This is a genomic window from Paenibacillus sp. QJM3NY_38, from assembly GCF_056173265.1.
On sequence record NZ_CM149665.1, the window covers coordinates 930213 to 953289 of the forward strand.

At 52.4% G+C, this 23077-nt stretch carries 21 protein-coding genes; 17 read left to right on the forward strand and 4 right to left on the reverse strand.

All coding sequences use genetic code 11. The features are described 5' to 3' along the window. Positions 1 to 130: 130 nt before the first annotated feature. Together AC0VZ8_RS04135 and AC0VZ8_RS04140 are read left to right on the forward strand one after the other, a co-directional pair. Positions 131 to 328 (forward strand): YwbE family protein, encoded by a 198-nt coding sequence (locus tag AC0VZ8_RS04135; protein WP_475486114.1) that lies wholly within the window; start codon positions 131 to 133, stop codon positions 326 to 328. A gap of 173 nt (positions 329 to 501) precedes the next feature. Next, on the forward strand, positions 502 to 1110 hold the full coding sequence (locus AC0VZ8_RS04140) for a hypothetical protein (protein WP_475486115.1): 609 nt from the start codon (positions 502 to 504) through the stop codon (positions 1108 to 1110). 68 nt (positions 1111 to 1178) lie between these two features. On the opposite strand, the gene AC0VZ8_RS04145 is transcribed toward AC0VZ8_RS04140, so the two are convergent. Together AC0VZ8_RS04145 and AC0VZ8_RS04150 are read right to left on the reverse strand one after the other, a co-directional pair. Beyond that, entirely contained in the window at positions 1179 to 1541 is a 363-nt protein-coding gene (locus tag AC0VZ8_RS04145) for an AMP-dependent synthetase and ligase (RefSeq protein WP_071221902.1), read from the reverse strand. 75 nt (positions 1542 to 1616) lie between these two features. Further along, positions 1617 to 2102 (reverse strand): GAF domain-containing protein, encoded by a 486-nt coding sequence (locus AC0VZ8_RS04150; RefSeq protein WP_260068395.1) that lies wholly within the window; start codon positions 2100 to 2102, stop codon positions 1617 to 1619. Positions 2103 to 2290: 188 nt separating this feature from the next. On the opposite strand from AC0VZ8_RS04150, the gene AC0VZ8_RS04155 reads away from it, so the two are divergent. After that, the gene (locus tag AC0VZ8_RS04155) at positions 2291 to 2596 is read left to right on the forward strand and encodes a hypothetical protein (RefSeq protein WP_071221900.1); all 306 of its coding nucleotides are present in this window, start codon (positions 2291 to 2293) and stop codon (positions 2594 to 2596) included. 103 nt (positions 2597 to 2699) lie between these two features. Here the strand turns inward: AC0VZ8_RS04155 and AC0VZ8_RS04160 are convergent, their stop codons facing one another. Next, a complete protein-coding gene (locus AC0VZ8_RS04160) occupies positions 2700 to 3722 on the reverse strand; it encodes an alpha/beta hydrolase (protein WP_260068393.1) in 1023 nt (340 codons plus the stop codon). 224 nt (positions 3723 to 3946) lie between these two features. On the opposite strand from AC0VZ8_RS04160, the gene AC0VZ8_RS04165 reads away from it, so the two are divergent. From AC0VZ8_RS04165 to AC0VZ8_RS04220, 12 genes are all read left to right on the forward strand, one after another. Beyond that, positions 3947 to 4528 carry a GNAT family N-acetyltransferase gene (locus AC0VZ8_RS04165; RefSeq protein WP_475486116.1) on the forward strand — a complete coding sequence of 194 codons (582 nt, stop codon included), beginning with the start codon at positions 3947 to 3949 and terminating at the stop codon, positions 4526 to 4528. Between the two features lies 1 nt (position 4529). Next, on the forward strand, positions 4530 to 5288 hold the full coding sequence (locus AC0VZ8_RS04170) for an energy-coupling factor transporter transmembrane component T family protein (RefSeq protein ID WP_475486117.1): 759 nt from the start codon (positions 4530 to 4532) through the stop codon (positions 5286 to 5288). A gap of 122 nt (positions 5289 to 5410) precedes the next feature. Continuing rightward, positions 5411 to 6001: an ECF transporter S component gene (locus AC0VZ8_RS04175; protein WP_397376776.1), complete on the forward strand. Its 591-nt coding sequence runs from the start codon at positions 5411 to 5413 to the stop codon at positions 5999 to 6001. A 4-nt stretch (positions 6002 to 6005) separates the two neighbouring features. Continuing rightward, positions 6006 to 7685 carry an ABC transporter ATP-binding protein gene (locus tag AC0VZ8_RS04180; RefSeq protein ID WP_475486118.1) on the forward strand — a complete coding sequence of 560 codons (1680 nt, stop codon included), beginning with the start codon at positions 6006 to 6008 and terminating at the stop codon, positions 7683 to 7685. Positions 7686 to 7855: 170 nt separating this feature from the next. Then, complete coding sequence (locus tag AC0VZ8_RS04185) at positions 7856 to 9376, forward strand: MDR family MFS transporter (protein ID WP_071221895.1); 1521 nt, start codon at positions 7856 to 7858, stop codon at positions 9374 to 9376. Positions 9377 to 9603: 227 nt separating this feature from the next. Continuing rightward, a complete protein-coding gene (locus tag AC0VZ8_RS04190; RefSeq protein ID WP_475486119.1) occupies positions 9604 to 11394 on the forward strand; it encodes a sensor histidine kinase in 1791 nt (596 codons plus the stop codon). Continuing rightward, positions 11375 to 13012, forward strand: a complete 1638-nt coding sequence (locus AC0VZ8_RS04195; RefSeq protein WP_475486120.1) for a response regulator — start codon at positions 11375 to 11377, stop codon at positions 13010 to 13012. The genes AC0VZ8_RS04190 and AC0VZ8_RS04195 overlap by 20 nt, the downstream gene beginning before the upstream one ends. Positions 13013 to 13109: 97 nt before the next feature. Further along, on the forward strand, positions 13110 to 14795 hold the full coding sequence (locus AC0VZ8_RS04200; protein WP_475486121.1) for an extracellular solute-binding protein: 1686 nt from the start codon (positions 13110 to 13112) through the stop codon (positions 14793 to 14795). Positions 14796 to 14968: 173 nt separating this feature from the next. Beyond that, complete coding sequence (locus tag AC0VZ8_RS04205; protein ID WP_113058258.1) at positions 14969 to 15859, forward strand: ABC transporter permease; 891 nt, start codon at positions 14969 to 14971, stop codon at positions 15857 to 15859. A gap of 21 nt (positions 15860 to 15880) precedes the next feature. Continuing rightward, entirely contained in the window at positions 15881 to 16759 is an 879-nt protein-coding gene (locus AC0VZ8_RS04210; RefSeq protein WP_113058259.1) for a carbohydrate ABC transporter permease, read from the forward strand. A 40-nt stretch (positions 16760 to 16799) separates the two neighbouring features. After that, a complete protein-coding gene (locus AC0VZ8_RS04215) occupies positions 16800 to 18872 on the forward strand; it encodes a beta-galactosidase (RefSeq protein ID WP_475486122.1) in 2073 nt (690 codons plus the stop codon). A 321-nt stretch (positions 18873 to 19193) separates the two neighbouring features. Next, positions 19194 to 20213 (forward strand): glycoside hydrolase family 53 protein, encoded by a 1020-nt coding sequence (locus AC0VZ8_RS04220; protein ID WP_475487637.1) that lies wholly within the window; start codon positions 19194 to 19196, stop codon positions 20211 to 20213. 74 nt (positions 20214 to 20287) lie between these two features. Here AC0VZ8_RS04220 and AC0VZ8_RS04225 read toward each other — a convergent pair whose 3' ends face one another. Next, positions 20288 to 20758, reverse strand: a complete 471-nt coding sequence (locus AC0VZ8_RS04225) for a MarR family winged helix-turn-helix transcriptional regulator (RefSeq protein ID WP_475486123.1) — start codon at positions 20756 to 20758, stop codon at positions 20288 to 20290. 251 nt (positions 20759 to 21009) lie between these two features. Between AC0VZ8_RS04225 and AC0VZ8_RS04230 the strand changes: the two genes are divergently transcribed. Together AC0VZ8_RS04230 and AC0VZ8_RS04235 are read left to right on the forward strand one after the other, a co-directional pair. Continuing rightward, on the forward strand, positions 21010 to 21741 hold the full coding sequence (locus tag AC0VZ8_RS04230) for an ABC transporter ATP-binding protein (protein WP_194540891.1): 732 nt from the start codon (positions 21010 to 21012) through the stop codon (positions 21739 to 21741). A 14-nt stretch (positions 21742 to 21755) separates the two neighbouring features. Further along, positions 21756 to 23018 (forward strand): ABC transporter permease, encoded by a 1263-nt coding sequence (locus AC0VZ8_RS04235; RefSeq protein ID WP_475486124.1) that lies wholly within the window; start codon positions 21756 to 21758, stop codon positions 23016 to 23018. Positions 23019 to 23077 lie beyond the last annotated feature (59 nt).

Below are 23077 nucleotides of genomic sequence, written 5' to 3' on the forward strand. Positions count from 1 at the left end.
GTCCGAATCGATCTGAACGATCTTTAACGGGCAGTCCTTTGTTATTTGGGATTTGCTTTTCGCCTTTGATTTTTAGTAAGGTGGACAATAGAGAACGGACAGCATCAAGAAATGGACAGGAGGGACGACGATGAATGGTGGACAGCGTTCCAATATCAAACCGGGACTTGAGGTTGATATCGTATTGAAGCAGGATCAGCGAACGGGCAAATTAACCCGTGGCGTTGTTAAAGATATTCTGACCAATTCCCCGAACCATCCGCAAGGCATTAAAGTACGACTTCAAGATGGCCAGGTGGGACGGGTAAAGAACATTTACGAGTCTTGAAAATTCAATGTATCCTGCGGCCATCATAATTCAGGCTGCCATTATATAGTACAGTTTGAGTATAAGTCGATCCAAAACTTCGCAAATTTGAGGGGGGTTGGATGCGGCTTTTTTGCATTTCTATGCAACATTGCCTTCAGATCATCCGTCTGGAAGTTGAGGTGAAAGTAAAGATGAAAAGATACCTTTATATCGGGTTTATCTTGTTGCTTATTATGCTAACAGGTTGTGTGAAGCAGGAGACGCAGGGGGCGGCTCCGTCTGATCCTACATTGAATAAAGCTGCCAGGGGAAGTCAGGCGGAAATGACCGACGGCGACTTCGTGTATCGACTCGTTAGCGAGAAAGAGAAGTATGAACGGGGAGATCAGGTTCAAGTATACGGGGAGCTGGAATATATCGGCGAAAAGGATGAGATTACGATCGGCCATGCGGCTTCCGCCTTTTATTTCCCGATGAAAGAGCTCACAAGGGACTACAACATCAGTTACGCCATGAATGAGCCTTATATCACCACCAAGCTGAAAAAGGGCGAGCCACTGCGGGAATATTACAAAATCGGCGGCGGTTACGATAGCAGGGACGACAAAAGGTACAAGGATTTCATCCATTCGCTGAAGGATGGTTTTCCGGGCGGGCACTACGTCGTCTACGGATCTGCGGATTTCGTGATTGATTTACAGTCGCACGGGGCGGACCCGGGCGGTTCGAATGGGGAAGAGCCGAAGAGGTATAAGATACAAGCCGAGATCGAATTCAGCGTAAGTGAAGATACGAAGTAAATAACGATGGAAGGGGTATCTCGCAGGTCTTATCGACCTATGAGATACCCCTTTTAACATTCTTATGCTTATTGGAAGCCTTGGCCTTGATGTGTGTTAGGAAAACCCTGTTGGCCAAACGAAGGCTGAATGTGCTGTGTTTGGTTGTGAGCTTGCACGGAATTCTCGACTTGCCTAACGATTTGGGAGATTTGCTGATACTGCTGCATCGCTTGTTGATGGCCTTGAAGGGCAGACTGGATCATCTGTGCCGCTTGGCGCTCTCGCTGAGCGAGCTCCTCCAGGCGGGCTGTATTTTGCTGCTCCTGCTGCATCAACTGCTGGTACATAGCCGAAGCCTGCTGCGTTTGTTGGGTTAACTGCTGAAGAATTTGCTCGCACTGACGAATTTGCTGCGAAATTTGCGAGTTATTGTTATTCATTTGATACATAGCGTGTATTCCTCCTAAGAATTGTGGTTTCAAATCCTTGGTTAGTGTACGGAAGAATACGTGAAAACATCCTGATTATAAAGTGAGCTGGCCCTCCAATATATGGACAAACTCCTCCAGAAAAGCCTGGTCCTCCTGGTCGAAACGGTTCTTTAGCGGACTATCGATATCGAGAACGCCATACAATGCCCCGTCCACCATTATCGGAACGACAATTTCGCTGTTCGAAGCTGCATCACAGGCAATGTGCCCGGGGAATTCATGTACATCGGGAACAAGCAGTGTCGTCTGTTCAGCCGCAGCCGTGCCGCAAACGCCACGATTCATCGGAATCCGAATGCAAGCGGGCAGACCTTGGAACGGTCCAAGCACCAGTTCTTTACCATCATAGAGATAGAAGCCGACCCAGTTCGTATCCGATAGAAACTGCTTGAGGAGCGCAGAGGCATTGGACAAATTGGCAATGGCATTGGGCTCATCGTGTATAAGTGCTTTTAATTGGTTCAGGACCTGTACGTATTGCTCGCTCCGGGTGCCTTCATAGGGTGTGTTTTGAAACATGTGGATTTCCGTCCTTCCTTTATTCGCGTTGGTTTAATGACCTTAGTATAAGTATATGATATTCGTCAAGGGACAAGCCACGGAGAAGAGAAGCATCAAGAGGATCCGGCTGATTCCTCTTCCAGGCGCAAGGGTAATGTATGACATGACCAGGTATTAATTTTAATCAGATGGAGGGAGAGACCTTAATGCGGGCAGACGTACAGAATTTGTTTATCGGTATTCATATGCTCTATCACGCCCATGAGCGGGACCTAACGATCAGCGAGATGCAGCCCGAGTTGGAGCGCCATGGATATAAGGTTGGCGACCGGGAGGTTAAGCATGAGCTCGAACGCTTGACCGAGGAGAACTTCCTGACGGCGCACGGGGAAGGATACAGTCTCACGGGAGCCGGGATCGAGGAATTCAAGGAAATCCAGAGCAGGCTTAAGGAGCTTTGTGATGAAGTGCTTAAACCGGTGAATCCGAAGAAGGCAGACTCCATGGCGTAGGTAGATAATAGGTATAACATTAGAAGAAGCCCCCGACTCACGCTGGTTCTTACGCGTGCAGGCGGGGGCTTTTTTGAAGAGATATGAAGTATCAAACTCCGGTCTATATCGTTTCAAGTGAGCCGTCCAACTCCAACTGGAAAGAATGCGGGGCAGGCGCAGCTTCCGTATCCGGCTGTGATACTCGTTCAGCGTCCACCTGCGGTGCTCTTACGGGTTGATCTATATGTTCACGAAGGAAAGAGTGCACGCTTTCCCGATATTGCTTGGGATCAACGTGATAAGCGTTTGCATGGATAGCGCCTTCGATAAGAAGAAGTTTTTTCGGTTCCGGTTTGGCCTCAAACATCTCGATGCTCATTCGGGTAGGCACGTAATTATCCTTGGTACCATGAATAAACATAACCGGCAGTGTACTGTTCCGAACAGCACGGATCGGACTGACTTGATCGAGGCTGAACCCGGCTTTGCGCCGTATTCTGGCATTGACCCAAGACAGGAACGGCACCGAAGGGATTTTGTTAATGCGTGTAAGCTGATGCCGCATTAAATCCGTCAAATCGGAATACGGACAATCGGCAATGACAAGCTTGACCTGCGGCTCGGCAATGGACAAATATTCAAGCACGGTCCCGCCTCCCAGCGATTGACCATGAAGCCCGATGGCCACATCCTGTCCATACTGCCGAATAAGCCAGCGAACCCACGCTTGCACATCGTGTTTCTCATAATAGCCGTACGTGGTATAACGTCCTTCGCTTCGCCCATGCCGGCGTTGGTCGATAAGAAGGACATTGTAGCCCTCTTCTGTGAACAAATCGATGAATTGGGTGGATACGGCTCGGGATCCGGTATAGCCGTGTGCGAGAAGCATCCAATGCTTGGAGCCGGGATTGTTCTCAATGGCTGCGCCGCACAGCTTTAAACCGTCAAAACTTGTGATGACCACTTCGTTCTTCTGAAGCGACTCATATTGCTCTCTGCTGTACAGTCCGGCTTTTTCCAGCACGGTGAACAGCCTGAGATCGTTCTTTACTCTCATCCTTGTAATCTGCAGATATCCGATTTGCGTAATGGCAGCGGGAATGATAACGACGGTGAACAGCAAGATAATCGCGATATTCATACTCAGATGACTTTCCTCCTTCTTCGGTACTGTTCAACGGGGCTGTAACATGCATATTGACGGAAGCCTTCCGAATCCATCAATATAGATACATCCAGCTTCTAGAGATACTGAAGGATGACCAGGACACGGGTTAAATATTCGCTATACTCTTTTATACACGACATAGTATCACCGGAAACAGTCGATACAAGTCGGATTTTTTGCAAGGAGGTGCAAAAACCATGTATGTCTGCAAGGGAATCATTCCGGAAATGAATGGCCGGCGAATACGGCTGCGCAGGATGGAGACGGATGATGCGGAAGCGATGTTCCGCTGCTGGTCCGATCCGAATACGACCGCTTTTCTGGATTTGCCCGCCATGCACTCGGCTGAGGACGCAAAGGCTTTGATTCATTGGCTGCATCTGCTTGCCGAGCAGGACGAGGCCATCCGCTGGGGCATCGAAGCCATCGACACAGGCCAATTGATCGGCAGCTGCGGGTTTAATATTTGGCAGCTGGATGGCGCGTTCAAAGGCGAATTCGGCTGTGAGCTCACAAGCGCTTTATGGGGGCAGGGCTTCATGTCGGAGGCAGCCGAAATGGTTGCGGCATTTGGGTACACTTCCATGGGACTGAACCGGATTGAAGCTTTTGTTGATCCGAGAAATGAACGGGCATGCCGTTGGTTTACGAGGATCGGCTATACGCGCGAAGGCGTCTTAAGAGATTATCGCCATACGCCAAGCGGTTATGTGGATGCCGTCGTTTTTTCACGGTTAAGAAAAGATTGGGCAAGGCAGATAGAAAGGCAGGAGTTGTAATATGCTGATTCAATATGAGAAGGGTAACACGCTTCTTCATCGATATGATCCATTAAGCAAGCTGGTGATATTACTTTGCACCGCTGTGATAGCCATGCTGCTTGATCAGGCCTGGCAGCAGGCGTTATTCCTTCTGTTATGCATCGGACAAGCCCGATTTGCAGGCCAGGTGTCAGGCAAGCGGCTGCTGGGAGGGATCCGGCTGATTGCGATCGTTGCTGTACCCTATTTCATTCTGACCAGCCTGACGGTCAAGGGAGAGACCATATGGCTGCAGTGGGGACCCATCTCCTTAACAGAGGAGGCGCTTAACGCTGCGGGTGCCATGACGCTCCGGATGTTTACCTTGTTTCTAACCTCGATGGCTTATATTTTGACGACAGATCCGAGAGAACTGGTAGCCGAATTGACCAGACGTCTTCGAATCCCTTACCGGTTTGCGTTTGGCATATCCGCTGCGCTAACCTTTATCCCGCTGTTGGAGGAAGAGGGAACCCATATTTTGGCTGCCCAGCAGGTAAGGGGCCATCGGCCACCAAGGGGCCTAGGTAACCGAATCAGCTATGGCTTGAAGTTTGTCTCGGCTGTTCTGCTCAATGCGCTGCGGCGCGTGCAGCAAACGGCGGGTGCCATGGAGTCCAAAGGCTTTGGCGCGTATCCGGAACGAACGTACCGTACGGAGGTTAACATTCCTTTATGGGCGGTCATATCGGCTGTCATGTATGTGTTAGCAACGGTTTTTGTGTGGTGGATTGTTTAAATTGTTAACCTTTTATATTAAAAATTAGGTTGACGGTTGGGGAGGAAGCATGCAAAATATGAAATGAAGCATCCGAAAGTGCTAGAACAGCCAATCATGGCTGGAATTAAGGAGGACTACATTTGAATTCATCATCATCTTCAAAAAAATGGTTTGCTTTTACGACCCAGGAAATTATCCTGATGGCGATGCTCGCTGCCGTCAATGCCGTTCTAACGGTGTACATAGGGCCGGTTAACAAACTGCTGAGCAGTCTTGGCGGGCCCATCGCAACTTCGACGACCACAGGCATCTATATGGTGTATGGGCTCTTGGCCTATTACATCATTCGTAAACCGGGGACGGCGGTTGTCACCTTTGCGATTGGCGGCACGATTCAAGCTCTGACGGGTACGGTATACGGCATCGCTTCGTGTTTTGTGGCCGCAGGCTGTTATATGATCGTGGCCGAGACGATTTTTGCCATCTACCGCCACAAAAAGTGGAGTGCCGGCGTGCTCATGCTGGTTGGCGGCGCGATGGTACCGCTGTGGTTTCTGTTCGCGGCCAACATGTTCGGATATACGTCTTGGCCGCTTGAAGTGCTTGGTATTGCGCTGGTCGTGCGCATTCTGAGCGGCGTGCTCCTCTGCGGTCTGTTAACGAAAGTGTTAGGAGAGGCGTTAGTGAAGACAGGCCTGCTTCGCCGGTTTGCCGTCGCCGTAAAGGGATAGTTCCATGTCGGGATCAACGGTAACATGCCGGGACCTCGGATTTCTTTACGATGGAGAAGAGCGCCCGGTTATACAGGATCTCCATCTGGAGATCGAGCAGAACGGGTGGGTCGCGGTCCTCGGGGCAAGCGGGAGCGGGAAGTCAACGCTGTGCCAGCTGCTGTGCGGTCTTCTTCCGCGGAGCGGCGGAGGCACAAGAACCGGGGAAGTGCTGCTTAATGGTTTCGATCCCGCCACGGCGCCGATTGCCGAGGTGGCCGAGGCGATAGGGGTATTGTTTCAGGATCCGGATGCACAGCTCGTTCAGGGCATCGTAGAGGACGAGGCGGCCTTCGGTCCTGAAAATATGCGGGTTTCACCCGCTGAGATTGAGGAGCGGGTGGTGCAGTCCCTTACGGCGGTCGAGCTGCTGGAGCGCCGGAAGGATCCGGTGCGCAGCCTGTCCGGCGGACAACGGCAGCGCACGGCCATTGCCGCGGTGCTGGCGCTGCGCCCGCGGCTCTTCGTCTTTGACGACGCCTGCGCCAGCCTGGATGCCGCGGCGCAGGCGAACTTCCTGCAGCTGTGCCGCAAGCTGCAGGCGGAGGGCCGGACGCTGATCACCGCGTCCGGCCGCTTTGACGATGTCGCGCGCGCCGCAGGGCGCGTCATCGTCCTGGACGGCGGGGCCGTCGTGCTCGACGGGCCGCCGGAGGAGCTGCTGCACCGCTGCGGGAAGCAGCTGGTGCAGCTGGGCTTGCTGCCTCGGCCTGCAGGCGAGGCAGCGGGTGTCGCCGCCGGGGACAAGCCTGTCCCGGCGGCAACTTCCCCGCATTCGGCTGAACCCCACGCGGAAATGCCGATCCTCGCAGGCTCCCTGCCAGCATCGGTATCCCGTGCGGAAGCGTCGAACCCCGCAGGTTCCCTGCCTGCATCGGTATCCCGTGCTGAAGTGCAGATCCCCGCATGTTCCCTGCCTGCGGCGGTAACCCATGCGGAAGGCGCGCGGCTGTCTGCCGTCTCCCCGCTGCTCCATATCGATTCGCTGACGTTTGCGTATCCCGGCGGCCGGGAGGCGCTGCGCGATATCGATGCGAAGATTGATCCCGGCGACTGGGTGCTGCTGACCGGGGAGAACGGGTCCGGCAAAACGACCCTCAGCCGCCTGATCATGGGCCTGCTGCCGGCTCCGGCAGGCAGCATACGCTGGCAAGGGGAAGATACGAAGGGAATGGCCGTTTACCGCAGAGCCGAGATGATCGGCTATGTGTTCCAGCAGCCGGAATATATGTTTACCGCCCCGAATGTGTGGGAGGAGCTGATTTACAGTCTTCATGGAGGGGTGTCCGTGAAGAAGCGTCCGGAGCTGTCTGCTGGCCAGCAGCAGCGCGCTAGGTTTCTTTTGGAGAAAGCGGGGCTTACGGGTCGGCTTCAAATGTCTCCCTACCTGCTCAGTCAGGGGGAGAAGCGCCTTCTGAGCATCATCAGCCAATTGATGCTGCAAAGAGCGCTGTACATCCTGGACGAACCGACGTCGGGGATGGACTATGCCGCCATCGATAAGGTGATCGAGCTGTGCCGTTTTGTCATTGGGGAAGGTTCGACCATATTGATGATTACGCACGATCCCGAGCTCATGAAGAGACATGCCACTTCCTCTATTCATCTGCGAAGCGGGAAAATGACTGTGCAACCTTCGTTGTAACCCTTATAATAGAAATGTTACATGATGTGAAAGCGCTCCTGGTATCGGGAGGCGCTTTTATGCTGTTGGCCCCGGTTTTTATCCTTATCAGAAGGACATATATCGGAAACCTGATACAGCAGGGACTGGAATCATGCCGGGGCTGTCTAGAGTAAAGGGGACGAAGGAACGTGGGTGTATTAAAACAAGACAAACGCAGTTATATCCTGGTCGGTATTTTGTTATCCACCTTCATGGCTGCGATCGAAGGAACGGTAGTCGGCCCGGCGGGACCGGCCATTATCAGCAGTTTCGGCAGCGTAAGCCTCATGAGCTGGATTTTTACGGCCTACCTGCTGACGATGGCGGTAACAACGCCGATCTTCGGTAAAATAAGCGATTTATATGGACGCAAGCCCGTATTTTTATACGGCTCGCTGATCTTTCTCGTAGGCTCATTGCTGTGCGGCCTGTCGCAGAACATGACGCAGCTGATCATATTCAGGGCAATCCAAGGAATTGGGGCCGGTGCGGTTATTCCGGTGACCTTTACGATTGTCGGAGACATTTACAATCTGGAGGAACGAGGGAAGATTCAGGGGATGATCAGCTCCGTATGGGGAATCTCCTCTCTGATCGGACCGCTGCTTGGCGGGTATTTCGTGGATTACCTGTCCTGGCACTGGATCTTTGTTTTTAATGTACCGTTTGCGCTGTTATCGATATGGCTGATTTTCCGTTATTTCAAAGAGGAGCGCACCACCCGCGAAGTATCGATCGATTACGGGGGAGCGGCCCTGTTTACCGTGGGAATGACGGCGCTGCTGTTTGCGCTCGCGGTAGGCGGCGGAGAGAGCTATTCCTGGACTTCTCCGTTCATGCTCGGTTTGATGATCGGTTCCGTGGTGCTGCTCGCTGCGTTTCTGGTGGTGGAGAGCAGAGTGAAGGAGCCGATGCTGCCGCTCCATCTGTTCAAGATCCGGGATATTACGGTATCGACGGTAGCCAATATTCTGGTAAGCGCGCTTATTATCGGGCTGACCACGTATTTGCCACTGTGGATTCAAGGGGTTCGGGGCGGCAACGCGACCTTGTCGGGCCTGACATTAGCCCCGATGTCGATCGGATGGCTGATCGGTTCGATTATCAGCGGGCGCCTGATCATTAAATCCGGTTCCCGGAAAACGGCGATTATCGGCGTCGTATTTCTAATCATCGGAGCGGTGGGATTGGCGTTCATGCATAAGGATACGGCGCTGGGCGTGCTGCTGGTCTTTACGTTCATTTATGGGGTCGGCTTTGGATATATCTCCACCTTGTTTCAGATCATCGCGCAATCCTCGGTGGGTTATGAGGTCCGGGGAGCTTCCACGGCGCTGAACTCCTTCATCCGCACGTTCGGTCAGACCGTGGGCGTAGCGGTGTTCGGATTATGGGTCAATGCGGGAATTGCGGGCAGACTTGCGGCGGAGCCGGATGCCGCAGGCATTACCAGCGACGATATTAATAAGCTGCTCTCTCCGCATGGCATGGCTGAACTGCCGGAAGGGTCAGGCAGCCTGCTGAGCGGGATACTGGAGGGCAGCCTGAATTCCTTGTTTGTGGTGATGGCCGTGATGGCGGTGATCTGTATGCTGATCGTGGCCGCCTTCCGCAATGCGCCTCCTGAACCCGAGACGGGAACGGAAGAGACACAGCCGTCAGGCCATTGATGGATGGACTCATGTAAGGCATATATTTTTTCATAGCATATTTAACAGGATCCCGCTCTCTTTGAGGCCGGGATCCTGTTTTCTCTATTTCGCAACAATCCCCTTCGAAAGTGTCTGAAATCTTGCTAATATGCCCTACACGGCGCAGGGTGAACTCCGATATAATAAACATATTTCACTCTATAAATGAACTTCTCATACTACATAACCCAAGGGGCTGCCGACGTATGTCCAAATTTAATCTGTTCCGAAAAATCATGCTGTTTATTTTCCTGATGTTGATTCCGATTGTCGGCCTCTATTTCTATTCCAACCAAACCACGACGAACGTGCTCAGCAAGGAGCTCAGCCGATCGAATACGAACCAGCTCGTCTTCTTTCAGAATCAGGTGAATACCAATATCGATATTTTGGCATCGTGGCCGAATTTGCTGCTGCATGACCCGGACATTTCAAGCTTTCGGGATATTTATTTGCAGGATAAATATCTGAACCTGGACGCGATTAACCTGGTGAAGCAGATTCAGACGAAGCTGAGCATACAGGAGAGCTCTTCGAACTGGCGCAGCCACCTGGCCATTTATTCCCCGTCCCTTGGGCGGGTGGTCACCGAAAGCGATGCCGGGTTTTACTCGCCAAAGGAGCTTGCGGAGGACGTGAAGCCGGGCTGGCAGGTCACTCCTTATGATGAGGGGAGCGATCGGCGTTTCCTGTTTGTCTGGTATTCGGTGGCACCGTATTCCACCCAGCATCATACAGGCAAGTCAAATACCGTGATCAAGGTGGAATTCGACAGCACCAACATTCAGGATATGCTGGACCGCTTTAAAAGCGACGGAAGGAGCGATCCGTTCTACTATAAACCGGATACCGGCGTTATTTACAACCGTACCGCGGACCAGGAACTGATTAACCATATGATTGCGGAGCTGGGTCGGGAGCCGCTCCAAGACGTGGAGAACCGCGTGAAGGAAGTGGGCGGCAAAACCTATTCGGTCAGCATCGTATTATCGGAAACGACCGGATGGTATTTGATAGACTATATTCCGCTATCGGACATTATGAAGCCGATCCATACGTCCAACAGGCTCTTTTATATATCGATCGCCGCATTGCTCTTGATGAGCTGCCTCGCTGCATACCTGCTGTACTCCCAGGTTCAGGTTCCGATCAAGCAGCTGGTTTATGTGTTCCGCAGGCTGCAGGCCGGGGATTACGCGGTGAGGATGAAGGTATCGGGCCGAAACGAGTTCAGTTTTCTGGCTACGAGATTCAACTCGATGGTGGAGCAGATCCAGGAGCTGTTCGAGCATGTATACATGGAGAAGATCCATGTCAGGGAAGCGAAGCTGAAGCAGCTGCAGTCCCAGATCAATCCCCATTTCTTCTACAATTGCTTCTCGTTTATCACCAGTATGGCGAAGCTTCGGAAATACGAAGCCGTCGTGGCGATGTCGCACAGCTTGTCCCGGTATTTCCGCTATACCACGCGTCAGGAACGGGAACTGGTTCCCTTGCCCGATGAGATGGAGTTCGTTACGCATTATTTGGAAATTCAGCAGATGCGGATGAGGCGTCTTAAATATTATCTCGATTTGACGGAGGAAGCCGAAGGCATGGAGATCCCGCCGCTGGTCATCCAGCCCCTCGTGGAGAATGCCGTCCTCCATGGCATTGAACCTCACTCGGGCGACGGTGAAATCAGGATAACCTTCCGAATTTTGGACGGCATGGCCTGCATCCAAGTGGATGATAACGGAATAGGTATGAACGGGCAGAAGCTGGCCGAGCTGGAGGCTCGGTTGAACAAGCCGATGGATCAGGAGATGGGATGCGGCGTCTGGAATGTTCACCAGCGCATGCGGCTGCGTTATGGCGAAGAGGCGGGCCTGCGGTTTGCGGCATCTCCGCAGGGCGGCGTACGGGCTGTGCTCTATTGGCCGCTGCCGGATCGCTTGGAAGGAATCAATCAAAGTCAGGGCAGGGGGCAGGGAATGAATGAATATCTTATTGGTTGATGACGAGAGTTATGTCACGGAAAGTTTATATCAGACGATACCATGGCGTGAGCTGGATATTGAAGAAGTGTATCAGGCTTCTTCCGCCTTGGAGGCGATCGACCTGCTGGAGGAGGAGGACATCGATGTGGTGGTCACGGATGTTCGGATGCCGGTCATGACCGGCCTTGAGCTGATGGAGACCATAACCGAGCGCTGGACGCATATCCGCTGCATTTTACTTACGGGTTATTCGGATTTTGAATATGCCAAGCAGGCGATTCGGCTGCAGGCATCCGATTACATTTTGAAGCCGGTGGACGATGATGAATTCATACGCAGCGTGAGCTCCGCCTTGGCGTCAATCAAGGAGGAGCGGAAGGAGCTTGGGCAGTACCATCAGTTGATGTACAGCCGCAAATCGGATCTCGGCATTCTGCGAAACAGCCTCATGCATGATCTCTTGCTTGGACGCGAGATACCGCGCCCTTCGCTCGAACACAAGCTGCATGAATACGAGATCCCGCTACGAACAGACCGGCGGACGGTCATGCTGCTGATCCAGCTCGGGCAGAAATTTACAAGGATGGACGACCATTCGGTCGGCCTGATGGAATATGCCATCGGTAATATTGCGGAGGAGGTATTTGCCGAGCTGCTCCATGTGTGGTCCAGCAAAACGCCGCATAACGGCTTGATTCTGTTGGCTCAGTCCAAGAGCGAGTACAAGGCAGAGGAAATGAATCCATTTGCGGATTCCCGCGCATTGAAACAGTATGTATACCAGTTTCAACAGGATGTGGACAGCTATCTGAAGGGGAGCATTTCTGTTCTCGTATCGGCCTCCTTTGATTTTCCGGAGGAATTGGCATCCGTTTACCGGTCGGGATTAAGCTCGCTTTACCTCTGGGGAAACGGAGATCATGAAGCCATCCGGTTTACTGAAGACCATGATGGCCGGCTGCGCGAGCCTGTATGGGACGTTACCCAGGCTTTTGCCAAACCGCCCAGTCTGCTGCATCTGCTGGAGACAAGGCAGTGGGATGCCGCCCGGGACAAAATAGAACAAGTTTTTGCAGAGCTTGAAACCGCATTCATTGGGCAGACGGCGTTGTATGAAATGTTTTTATCGGTTGCGAATGCCTTTATGTACCTGGCTCATAAGCAGGGCCATTACGTTCATCAGCTGGACCAGGCCGGCTGGGATCCCCTGTATATTCAGCAGGTGGTTCAGTCGGCTGCGAAGCTGCGTTCCTGGTCGCTTGATATGCTGAACAAACTTCATGATATCTCCTCCGAGCAGGAGATAACGAGCAAAAGCCATATCATCAAACAGGTTCAGGAGATGGTGACTGCCGATTCGGGTCATGACCTGTCCGTCAAGACGATTGCGGACCGGGTATTCCTGCATCCGGTGTATTTATCCAAGATTTATAAGAGTGAAACCGGAGAGGGACTTGGCGATTATATCATCCGCAAGCGAATGGAGCGGGCGTTATACCTGCTGAAGCATACAAACAAGAAGATTTATGAAATTACCGCTGAGCTTGGCTACCAGAACCCGCAGTATTTTAGCAAGATGTTCCGGAAGCACTACGGGATGACGCCGAACGAATACAGAGACCAAGGATGTTGCTAAAGGTGCAGAAATCTTCGATTCGTGACATAGGATGCGGCTGCCGGCCCCTCTATAATTAAACATGTAATCCATAAGGTGGTAGAAGGGGGATTTAGATATGAACGCTAGAAGAAAGAAATGGTTCCCGATCCTGGCTGCGTCCTTGCTGTTGGCCGGATCCTTGGCCGGATGCTCCGGGAGCGAGCCGAAGCCGGAAGCGGCACAGCAGCCAGCCGAATCCAAAACTGAAAACGTCTACAAAGACAAATACGATCCGGAAGTTACGATTACGACGGTGTGGGGCGTCGATCCAACGCTGCAATTCAAGAATGGGGAAACGATCGAGAACAACGTGGCTACGAAGTGGGCCAAGGAGAAGTTCGGCATCAACATCAAATCGCTGTGGTCCATTACGGATACCAACGGCGCTTTTGCAACCAAGCTGCGTCTGGCTATGTCCTCCGGACAGGAGATGCCGGATATCGTCACGCTCGGTACCGAAAATCAGCAGCTGGCCCAGGATTTAATCGATTCCGGCATGTTTGCCGAGGTAGGCACGCTGTTTGACCAGTATGCATCGGAAACGTGGAAGAACGCGATGAATCTGGATTCCAATGTGTGGAATCAGTACAGCCGGGACGGTAAGCGAATGGGGCTTCCGGTACTGGATTTTGCCTATAATCACGACTATGTATTATGGATCCGGCAGGATTGGCTGGACAAGCTGGGGATGAGCGCACCGAAGACGATGGATGAGCTTGAGCAGGTGATGGAGGCCTTCAAGAACCAGAACCCGTCCGGTCTAGCCCCGGACAAAGTCACCCCGCTCAGCATTGGCTTCAAAACGTCCATGAGCACCTGGATGGGCGATCCGTCCTGGATATTCGGCGCTTACGGAACGCTGCCGCAGCAGTGGAACGTGGCTGAGGACGGAAGCCTGGAATATGGCTCGGTTCATCCTGGCATGAAGGAAGGCTTGGCGAAGCTGAACGAGTGGATGAATAAAGGGTATATTCCGAAGGAAGCCGCACTGTGGGATGAGAATAAGACTGCCGAGCCGGCTGTAGCCGGAACGGCCGGGATCATTCCGGGGCCCTATTGGATGAGCGGCTGGCCGCTGATCGATACCGTGAAGAATGCGCCGGAAGCCGTCTGGAAGCCTGTGCAAATTCCGGCTGGTCCTGATGGCACTGCGATGCGGCATGGAACGCAGTATACAAATGGCGTTACCCTGATCCATAAAGACATGGAGCATCCTGAAGCTTTCTTCACGTATCAGAACTACCTGTTTGATAACTTTGCCGTGTCCAAGGAAGGCGGCGAATTTGCAAATGGACTGTTTGAAGGTTATGACTTCGAGCTCGATGCCAATGGCGAAATGGTTCCGAACGATCAAATCGAAGGCGGTTATGTCAATGTCGTCCGTTATTTGCTGGTCCGCGACGGCGCCCGGATTCCGGACGAGCAGATGAAAGCGCTGCTGAAGCTGGCAAAAGGGGAAAAGCCGGAGAGCCGTCTCGAAAAAGATGTCGCGGTCAACTATGGCAAGGATACGCCGGCCGCTGCCGAGGTGCTCCTCTCCCAAGAGGAGATCTCCAAGAAGAACATGTTTACGGGACCGGTTACCGCCACCATGAAATCGAAGTGGGATTATCTGCTGAAGATCGAGAATCAAACCCTGAACGAGATCATTTACGGCAAGCAGCCGGTTGAATCGTTTGATAAATTTGTAGAGACGTGGAAAGCCGGAGGCGGTGAACAGATCACCAAAGAGGTTAACGAATGGTATCAAAGCGTGAAATAGTTATGGTTACCGATTAATGAAGGGCGGCCTGCCAAAGGCCGTCCTTTTTGTGCAATTGGAGCCGCCGCAAATTGATTGCTATCGTGCCATGAATATTGGTTTTGTGGGCTACTGCGTCCCGTGGGACGGGTCCTATAATCAAGAGGTAGATTGATTTAACGGGAGGATCTTGGATGAAGAGGATGAAAAAAACATGGCCTTTCCACGTCATGCTGCTGCCGGCCCTTATCTGTCTGTTCTTATTCAGTTATTTGCCGATGGGCGGCATCATTATGGCTTTTCAGGACTATAAGCCGTGGGAGGGCGTTGGCGGCTCCGCATGGGTGGGCTTGGACAATTTCCGTTATTTATTTGAAAGGCAGGACAGCATGCAGGTCATATGGAACACCTTGGTCATCGCGGTGATGAAAATCGTGTTCAATCTACTGATTCCGTTCGTGTTTGCCATCCTGCTGAATGAAATCCGAAAAACGGCGCTTCAGCGGAGCATCCAGACGATGGTGTATTTGCCCCACTTTTTGTCCTGGGTCATTCTGGGCGGAATTTTGATCGAAATGCTCGCCGTGGACGGCTTTGCCAATCGGATTCTGGCGGCCGTCGGCATCGATCCGATCTTTTTTCTCGGAGACAATAACTGGTTCCGGTTCACGGTGATCGTGTCTGACGTATGGAAGGAGTTTGGCTACAATACGATTGTATTCCTGGCTGCGCTGGCCGGTGTCAGCCCGACCTTGTACGAAGCTGCGGAGATGGATGGAGCGGGACGCCTGAAGCAAACGCTTCATATCACGATCCCTGCCATGATTCCCATCACGATCGTTGTCGGAACATTGGCGCTTGGCAACATCCTGAATGCCGGGTTTGACCAAATCTTCAACCTGTACAATCCGCTGGTATACGAGAAAGGCGATATTATCGATACCTTTGTATACCGTACAGCAATCCTGAATGGCGAGATGGGGTTTGGAACGGCCATCGGCTTGTTTAAATCGGTGATCAGTATGGCCCTTATTCTCGTATCCTATCGGCTGGCCTACAAGTGGGCGGGCTACCGTATATTCTAGCAGAGCGAAAGAGGGAGAGCCATGTACCATAAAACGATGGAATACCGCATATTTAACGTGTTTAATACCTGCTTGCTTGTCGCGCTGGCCATTCTCTGCATCATTCCGCTGCTTCATGTGCTGGCGATTTCGTTCAGCTCCAAAGCCGCTGCCGACGCCAGTCTGGTGGGATTATGGCCGGTCGATTTTTCGCTGGAGGCTTACAAGAAAACGATTAATAACCCGGCGTTTTTGCACTCGATCTGGATCTCCATTGCGCGTACCGTATTAGGAACGGCTCTAACGCTTGCCGTAACGTTCCTGGCCGCGTACCCGCTGTCCAAGGAGAACCGCGTCTTCCGCAGCCGCAGTATTTATTCCTGGCTGTTTGTGTTCAGCATGGTGTTTAATGGCGGCCTGGTGCCATTCTATATCGTGATTCAGAAGCTGGGCTTGATCAACTCCTTCTGGGTGCTGGTCATTCCCGGCACGGTGAATACCTTTCTGGTGATCCTGATGCTGAACTTCTTCAGGGGGATTCCGAAAGAACTGGAGGAAGCGGCTTTCATCGATGGAGCCGGCCATTTCAAAACGCTGTTTAAGATTTATTTGCCGATCTCGCTGCCCTCGATTGCCACGATTGCGCTGTTCAGCATGGTGTTCCATTGGAACTCATGGTTTGACGGGCTGCTGTATCTGAACAATGCCAAGGACTTCCCGCTGGCGACCTTCCTGCAGACGGTTATTATCCAGCGAGACATGAGCTCGATGAGCATGAGCCCGAAAGAGATGGAGCTGTTGTCCCAGACGACGGTGAATGCCGCACAGATCTTTATCGGCGCGGCGCCCATCCTGCTGGTCTATCCTTTTTTGCAGCGTTTTTTCGTTAAAGGGATGACGCTGGGCTCTGTCAAAGAATAAGAGATGCAAACATAACAGGAAACAGGAGGTTTAACCTACTATGAAACGAACGTTTAATCCGATTAGCTCGCGCGTTCCGCACATGCTGCATGGCGCCGATTATAATCCGGAGCAATGGCTCCGTTATCCCGAAGTCCTCGAAGAAGACATCCGGCTGATGAAGCTGGCGAATTGCAATGTGATGTCCATCGGCATTTTTTCATGGGTTTCATTGGAGCCCGAGGAAGGGGTATTCACGTTTGATTGGCTTGACGGCGTATTGGACCGCTTTGCCGCCAATGGAATTTATGCCTTTTTGGCTACGCCAAGCGGCGCAAGACCGGCCTGGATGTCGGAGAAGTATCCCGAGGTGCTGCGCGTAAGCGAGAGACGGGTCCGTAACCTGCACGGCTTCCGGCATAACCACTGTTATACTTCGCCGGTCTATCGGGAGAAGGTCCATACGATCAACAGGAAGCTTGCGGAGCGGTACGGCAACCATCCAGCCGTGATCGGCTGGCATATCTCGAACGAGTTTGGCGGCGATTGCCATTGCGACTACTGTCAGGACGCATTCCGGTCTTGGCTGCAGGCGAAGTACGCCACGCTGGATGAGCTGAACCATGCCTGGTGGACCGCATTCTGGAGTCACACGATTACGACATGGAGCCAGGTTGAATCCCCGGCACCACACGGAGAGACGCAGGTCCATGGAATGAACCTGGATTGGAGACGGTTTGTAACCGATCAGACGGCGGATTTCATCCGGCATGAAATGGAACCCCTCCGCAGGGTCAATCCATCCCTTACGGTTACGATGAATCTGATGGAATATTTTGAAGGACTGAATTACTGGAAGTTTGCCGATCTGCTGGACGTGATATCCTGGGACAGCTATCCGACCTGGCATGACCAGGGCGGGGATGATGCTGTGCAGGCAGCCCGCGTTGCCATGATGCATGATATCATTCGTTCGATCAAAGGCGGACAGCCTTGGATGCTGATGGAGAGCACGCCAAGTCTGACCAACTGGCAGCCGGTGAGCAAGTTGAAGCGTCCGGGTATGCATTTGCTGTCTTCCATGCAAGCCGTTGCCCATGGTTCGGATACGGTGCAATATTTTCAATGGCGCAAGAGCAGGGGATCGAGCGAGAAGCTGCATGGCGCCGTCGTCGATCATGTCGGTCATGAACACACCCGGGTGTTCAGCGATGTGGCCAAGGTCGGGGACTATCTCAAGAAGATGGATGCCGTTGTAGGGACAGGCATTCCGGCGGAAGCGGCGGTCATTTTTGACTGGGAGAACCGCTGGGCCATCAACGATGCCCAGGGTCCGCGGAACAAGGGAATCAAGTATGAGGAGACCGTGCAAGATCATTACCGGGCTTTATGGGAGTTGGGAGTCCCGATCGACGTCATCGATATGGAGCAGGACTTCTCCAGATATAAACTTTTGGTAGCGCCCATGCTGTATATGGTACGCCCAGGCGTGGGCGAGCGGATTCAACAATTTGTGGAAGCGGGCGGCACGTTTGTTGCAACGTATTGGTCGGGAATCGTCGACGAGTTTGACCTTTGCTTCCTTGGCGGATTTCCGGGGCCCCTCCGTAAGACGCTCGGCGTATGGTCGGAGGAAATCGATGCTCTCCATGATCACGATGTCAATGGGATCGTAACGAATGACGGAGGGGGGCTTGGCTTGGCCAAAGCTTATGAAGCCATTGAGCTCTGCGACCTCATTCATCTGGAGACGGCGGAGGCACTGGCCGTTTACTCATCCGATTTTTATGCGGGACGGCCTGCTTTGACGGTCAATCAGCTGGGGAAGGGCCGGGCCTATTATATTGCCTCCCGGAACAAGGAGCCGTTTCATTCCGATTTTTACAGGAAACTCGTTGAACAGACTGGTGTCCGCCGGGCGCTGCCGGTGGAGCTGCCTCCAGGCGTTAGCACATCCATTCGTACGGATGGAGAGTCGGACTACATTTTCGTGATGAATTTCTCTGGCGAAGCGAAGCGTGTCACGCTGGACGGAACCCGGTACAGCGATTTTATCTCAGGCGAAGCCATAGGGGCTGAACTTGTGTTGGCTCCTTATGGAGTGAAGGTGATCATGAAAGGCGGGAGTGCGTAAGCCGTCTTAGCTTTCGATGCTCCGATTCGTTTCACAACATGCCTCCTCCAGGGACAGGTGCCTTCGTACGGTGTCTGTCCTTTCTTCATATACCGCGCAGTTCTTTTGTCTATACCATAGGATCGTCTTATCCGCACCGGATCTGACATTTCACCCCCTTGCGCACGGGGTTCATTTTGCTTGGAAAAGGACCGGAAATGTTGGTATTATGCCCTGTGGCTTCATTTGGAGAGCGCTTACAATAGGGATGTCACTTGCGCAGTGAACGAAAACCAAGGAGGTATCATGATGACTGAAGTTGCGAAAGGAGTTTGGTTCAGGATGTTTCTATGCGTATCGATGCTTGCGTTATCGTTTGGCTTTACGGGTAACGGCTCAGCCGAGGCGGCGCCTGCTTTTGCAAAAGGAGCGGACATCAGCTGGGTTCCCGGTATGGAAGCTCAAGGATATAAGTGGAAGGACAAGACAGGGGTTCAGCGCGATATTCTGGACATTCTGAAGAATGATTACCAGATCAATTCCGCCAGGATTCGAGTCTGGGTAAATCCCAATATGAATGATTACATGAACGGCTATCTGAATGCGGAAAAAGCCGCCGAGCTGGCCCAGCGTGCCAAGAATAAAGGCATGAGCATTATGCTTACGCTGCATTACAGCGATTCCTGGGCGGACCCGGGACAGCAGAACAAGCCCTATGCCTGGCGTAATTTTACCTTTCAGCAGCTGATGGATGCGGTCTATTCCCATACCGTCTATGTGATGAACACCATGAAGAATAAGGGCGTGACGCCGGATTGGGTACAGGTCGGCAACGAAACCAACAACGGGATGCTGTGGGAGGACGGCAAAGCTTCGGCGAACATGAAGAATTACGCCTGGCTCGTCAATACGGGGCATAATGCAGTGAAGTCCGTCAGCAGCCAGACCAAGACGATCGTTCATTTATCGAATGGCTACGACAATGAATTGTTCAAGTGGAACATTGGTGGCTTGATCAGCAACGGCGCGAACTTTGATATTATCGGCATGTCGCTGTACCCGGAAGCAGGCGATTGGACTTCGAAGGTCGATCAAACGATTGCCAATGCCAAAGACATGACCGCCAGATATGGAAAAAGCATCATGATCAGCGAAATCGGCATGGATTACAATCAACCGGAGGCAGCCAAGAGCTTTATCCAGAGCATTAAGACCAAGGTGAGAGGCTTAGCGGGAGGTACGGGGCTGGGTGTGTTCTACTGGGAGCCTGAAGCAGCGCCGGGATACAATGCGGGATACAACAAGGGAGCCTGGCAGGCGGACGGGAAACCGACTATTGCCTTGGAAGGCTTTAAAGACTGAGCGTTTCTAACCAGTACATTGAGCTAGAAGAACCCTGTTTCCGAGAAGGAGGAAGGGTTCTTCTCTTTGTTTTTTCAGCCCTGCTGGCGCACGATTTGTACCTGTTCCGCATGTTTCCCCATTTTACTCAGAAGCCCAATGAGTTGATGTTTCTCTTCCTCATCCAATCCACCCAGGGCATGCTCGATGTGACGTTCATGCAGGGGGTATAGCTTCTGCATTAATTGCTCTCCGGGCGGAGTCAGCTCGGCGTAAATGACTCTTCTGTCCTCGGGACAGGGTTTGCGGCGCACATAACCTTTTTCAACGAGCTTATCAACTACATAGGTTACGTTTCCGCTCTGCAGGAGCAGCTGTGCCCCGATCTGCTGGATGGGCTGGCGGCCTTTATAGAACAGTACTTCCATTACGGCAAATGAAGTTGGATTAAAGCCTTCGATTTTACTGTTATTCACGACATGTTCGTTGACGCTCTTGAATGACTTGGCAAACACCCGATACAGGTGCATAGCAAGCTGTGTATCGCGTTCATGTGACACCTTCATACATTCTCCCGCCTTTGATATGGACTCATGTCCTGAATTACTTCAAATCTAAGATTACGCTGAAATGAGTAAATTCAACATGTGATTTGTCACAATCCGGCCGAAACATTTTCATTCTCCGCTCGTATCAACTACACCTCCAGCTCGATAAGCCGGAATCAGAGGGATTTAAATGAATGTTTTGCTAAATGCAACGAATCTTTGTCCATCTGCGTAATACTGAGATAAGGATTAACGGATGGGGTGTTAGGATGCATAAGATTCAAGAGAATGAATGGGGTACCGAACCGGTACTGAAGGTGGATATTCAGCAGGCGGGTTACGAACCAGGCCGCCCGCGCATACGGGATATATCGTTTCAAGTGGCACCCGGCGAACTGCTGGGGTTGATCGGTCCGAATGGAGCCGGAAAGAGCACAACCATTAAGACGGTGCTGGGGCTGCTTAAAGATAGTAAAGCTGACGTCTTTATCGCAGGTCAGCCTCCCCGATATGCTTACGTTCCCGAGCAGCCGGTGTTTTATGAGGATTTGACGCTGTGGGAGCATTTGGATTTGGCGGCGGCTGCATTTGGAATGGATGATGAACATTTCGAGAGACAGGCCGATCAGCTTCTCCGTCAGTTTGGAATGGAGCCGGTGCGCAATGAATTGCCGGGAGGCTTCTCCAAAGGAATGAAGCAGAAGATGATGCTGATGATCGGATTTCTCTCTAAGCCGGACGTCTATATTGTAGATGAACCGTTTATTGGATTGGATCCCCGAGCCACCCGAGATTTCTTGAATCTGCTGCTTGAGGAGAGAAGTCGTGGAGCCGGCGTATTGATGTCCACCCATGTGCTGGATACTGCAGAGAAAATTTGCGATCGCTTTGTGCTCATATCCGCAGGCCGGATTGCCTCGGAGGGCACGTTGGATCAAATCCGCCAGGCCGCTGATCTTCCCGGCGCATCGTTGTTTGATTGTTTCGATGCGCTGACATGAGGGAGGGAATGGACATGGATCGATCCTATCATTTTAGCCATCCGGGCGCCCTCTTTTGGCGAAGGGTGACCGCTCATTGGAAGAATCAACGCGACAATCTGGCAACCGTGGTCGACTGGATCGTAATGCTGTATATCATTGTTCCGGGTCTGCTGCTGGGAGGCGGGCTCTACCGCGAGTTATGGACGAGCCCGCTTCCCGGATGGGCCCAGTTCTTTCCGCTGCAGGCGGTGGCAGGCCTTCTGCTCTTTATGTTCTCAGGCAGAGTGCTGCTGTTCCTGGAAGAGGCTGACGTATTGTTTCTTCGCCAGCAGCGAGGCTGGATGAAGGGGTTAATGATCAGGGGCATGGCATACAGTCATACGGTCTCAGCGATCAAGGGATTGGTCGTTACAGTGCTTGCGCTGCCAATTCTGGTCAGGGAACATGAGATAACCGGCATTGCCCTGGTGACCTTGCTGATGATGACGGCTCTATGCGCCTGGTGCGCGAATTTATTAACCGCTATGATTCGCTCCAGCTATAAAGGCTGGCGGAAACATGGAATGACTTATCTCGTACGCTGGCTCTCATTCGGACTGTTAGCGCTGCTTGTTACATTTTGGCTTGAGTCCTATGCTGTATTGTGGGCAGCTGCCTTGATTCTGCTTATGGTGCTGTTTCTTCTTAGCCGCAAGCGGCTTGCCATGCAAGGAACCTTCATCGCAGATGCGCGTGAGGATGCGAAGACAAGGGTCCAGTTGACGGAGAAGCTGCTCGTTCAAGCCGTCGGCAAACCACCAAGTGTACGAAGCAAGACCTGGTTTATGCGCAAGTCCGGCCGATTGTTCAAAGGTACAGTGGAGAAGAGGCTGGCCGATGCGGGGTTAAAGGCGATTTTGCGCCACCCGGAGAGCTTGTTATTGTACATTCAGATTACGCTGGTCGGCATTCCGGCTGTCTGGCTGCCGCCGCCGATCATCAAAATCATCGTATACCTTGCTCTGGTATTGATGATGTCGTATTGGCTGAATACAAGATGGGCGGTGTTCGCCAAAGCCGAGTTTATGCAGGTGCTCCCGTTTACGAATCAGCAGCATCGTTCGGCTGGTGTCCTCGCGGTCCGAACCTTGCTCGCTCTTCCCGCATTTCTTTATTCGCTCGTGGCTGGGCTAACGCTTTTGCAAGGGGGGATGGGATGGCTCGCCGTGCTTGCACTGACTGTGCTGGCAGTCATGGTAGCGCCATCGCTTATGTCTTGGCCGGTCTACAAAGAGGAGAGACACCCGCAAGAATAATAAAAAGCGCGCTGGAATGCTCCAAGGGATGGGGCATACAGCGCGCTTTTATTCAAGAT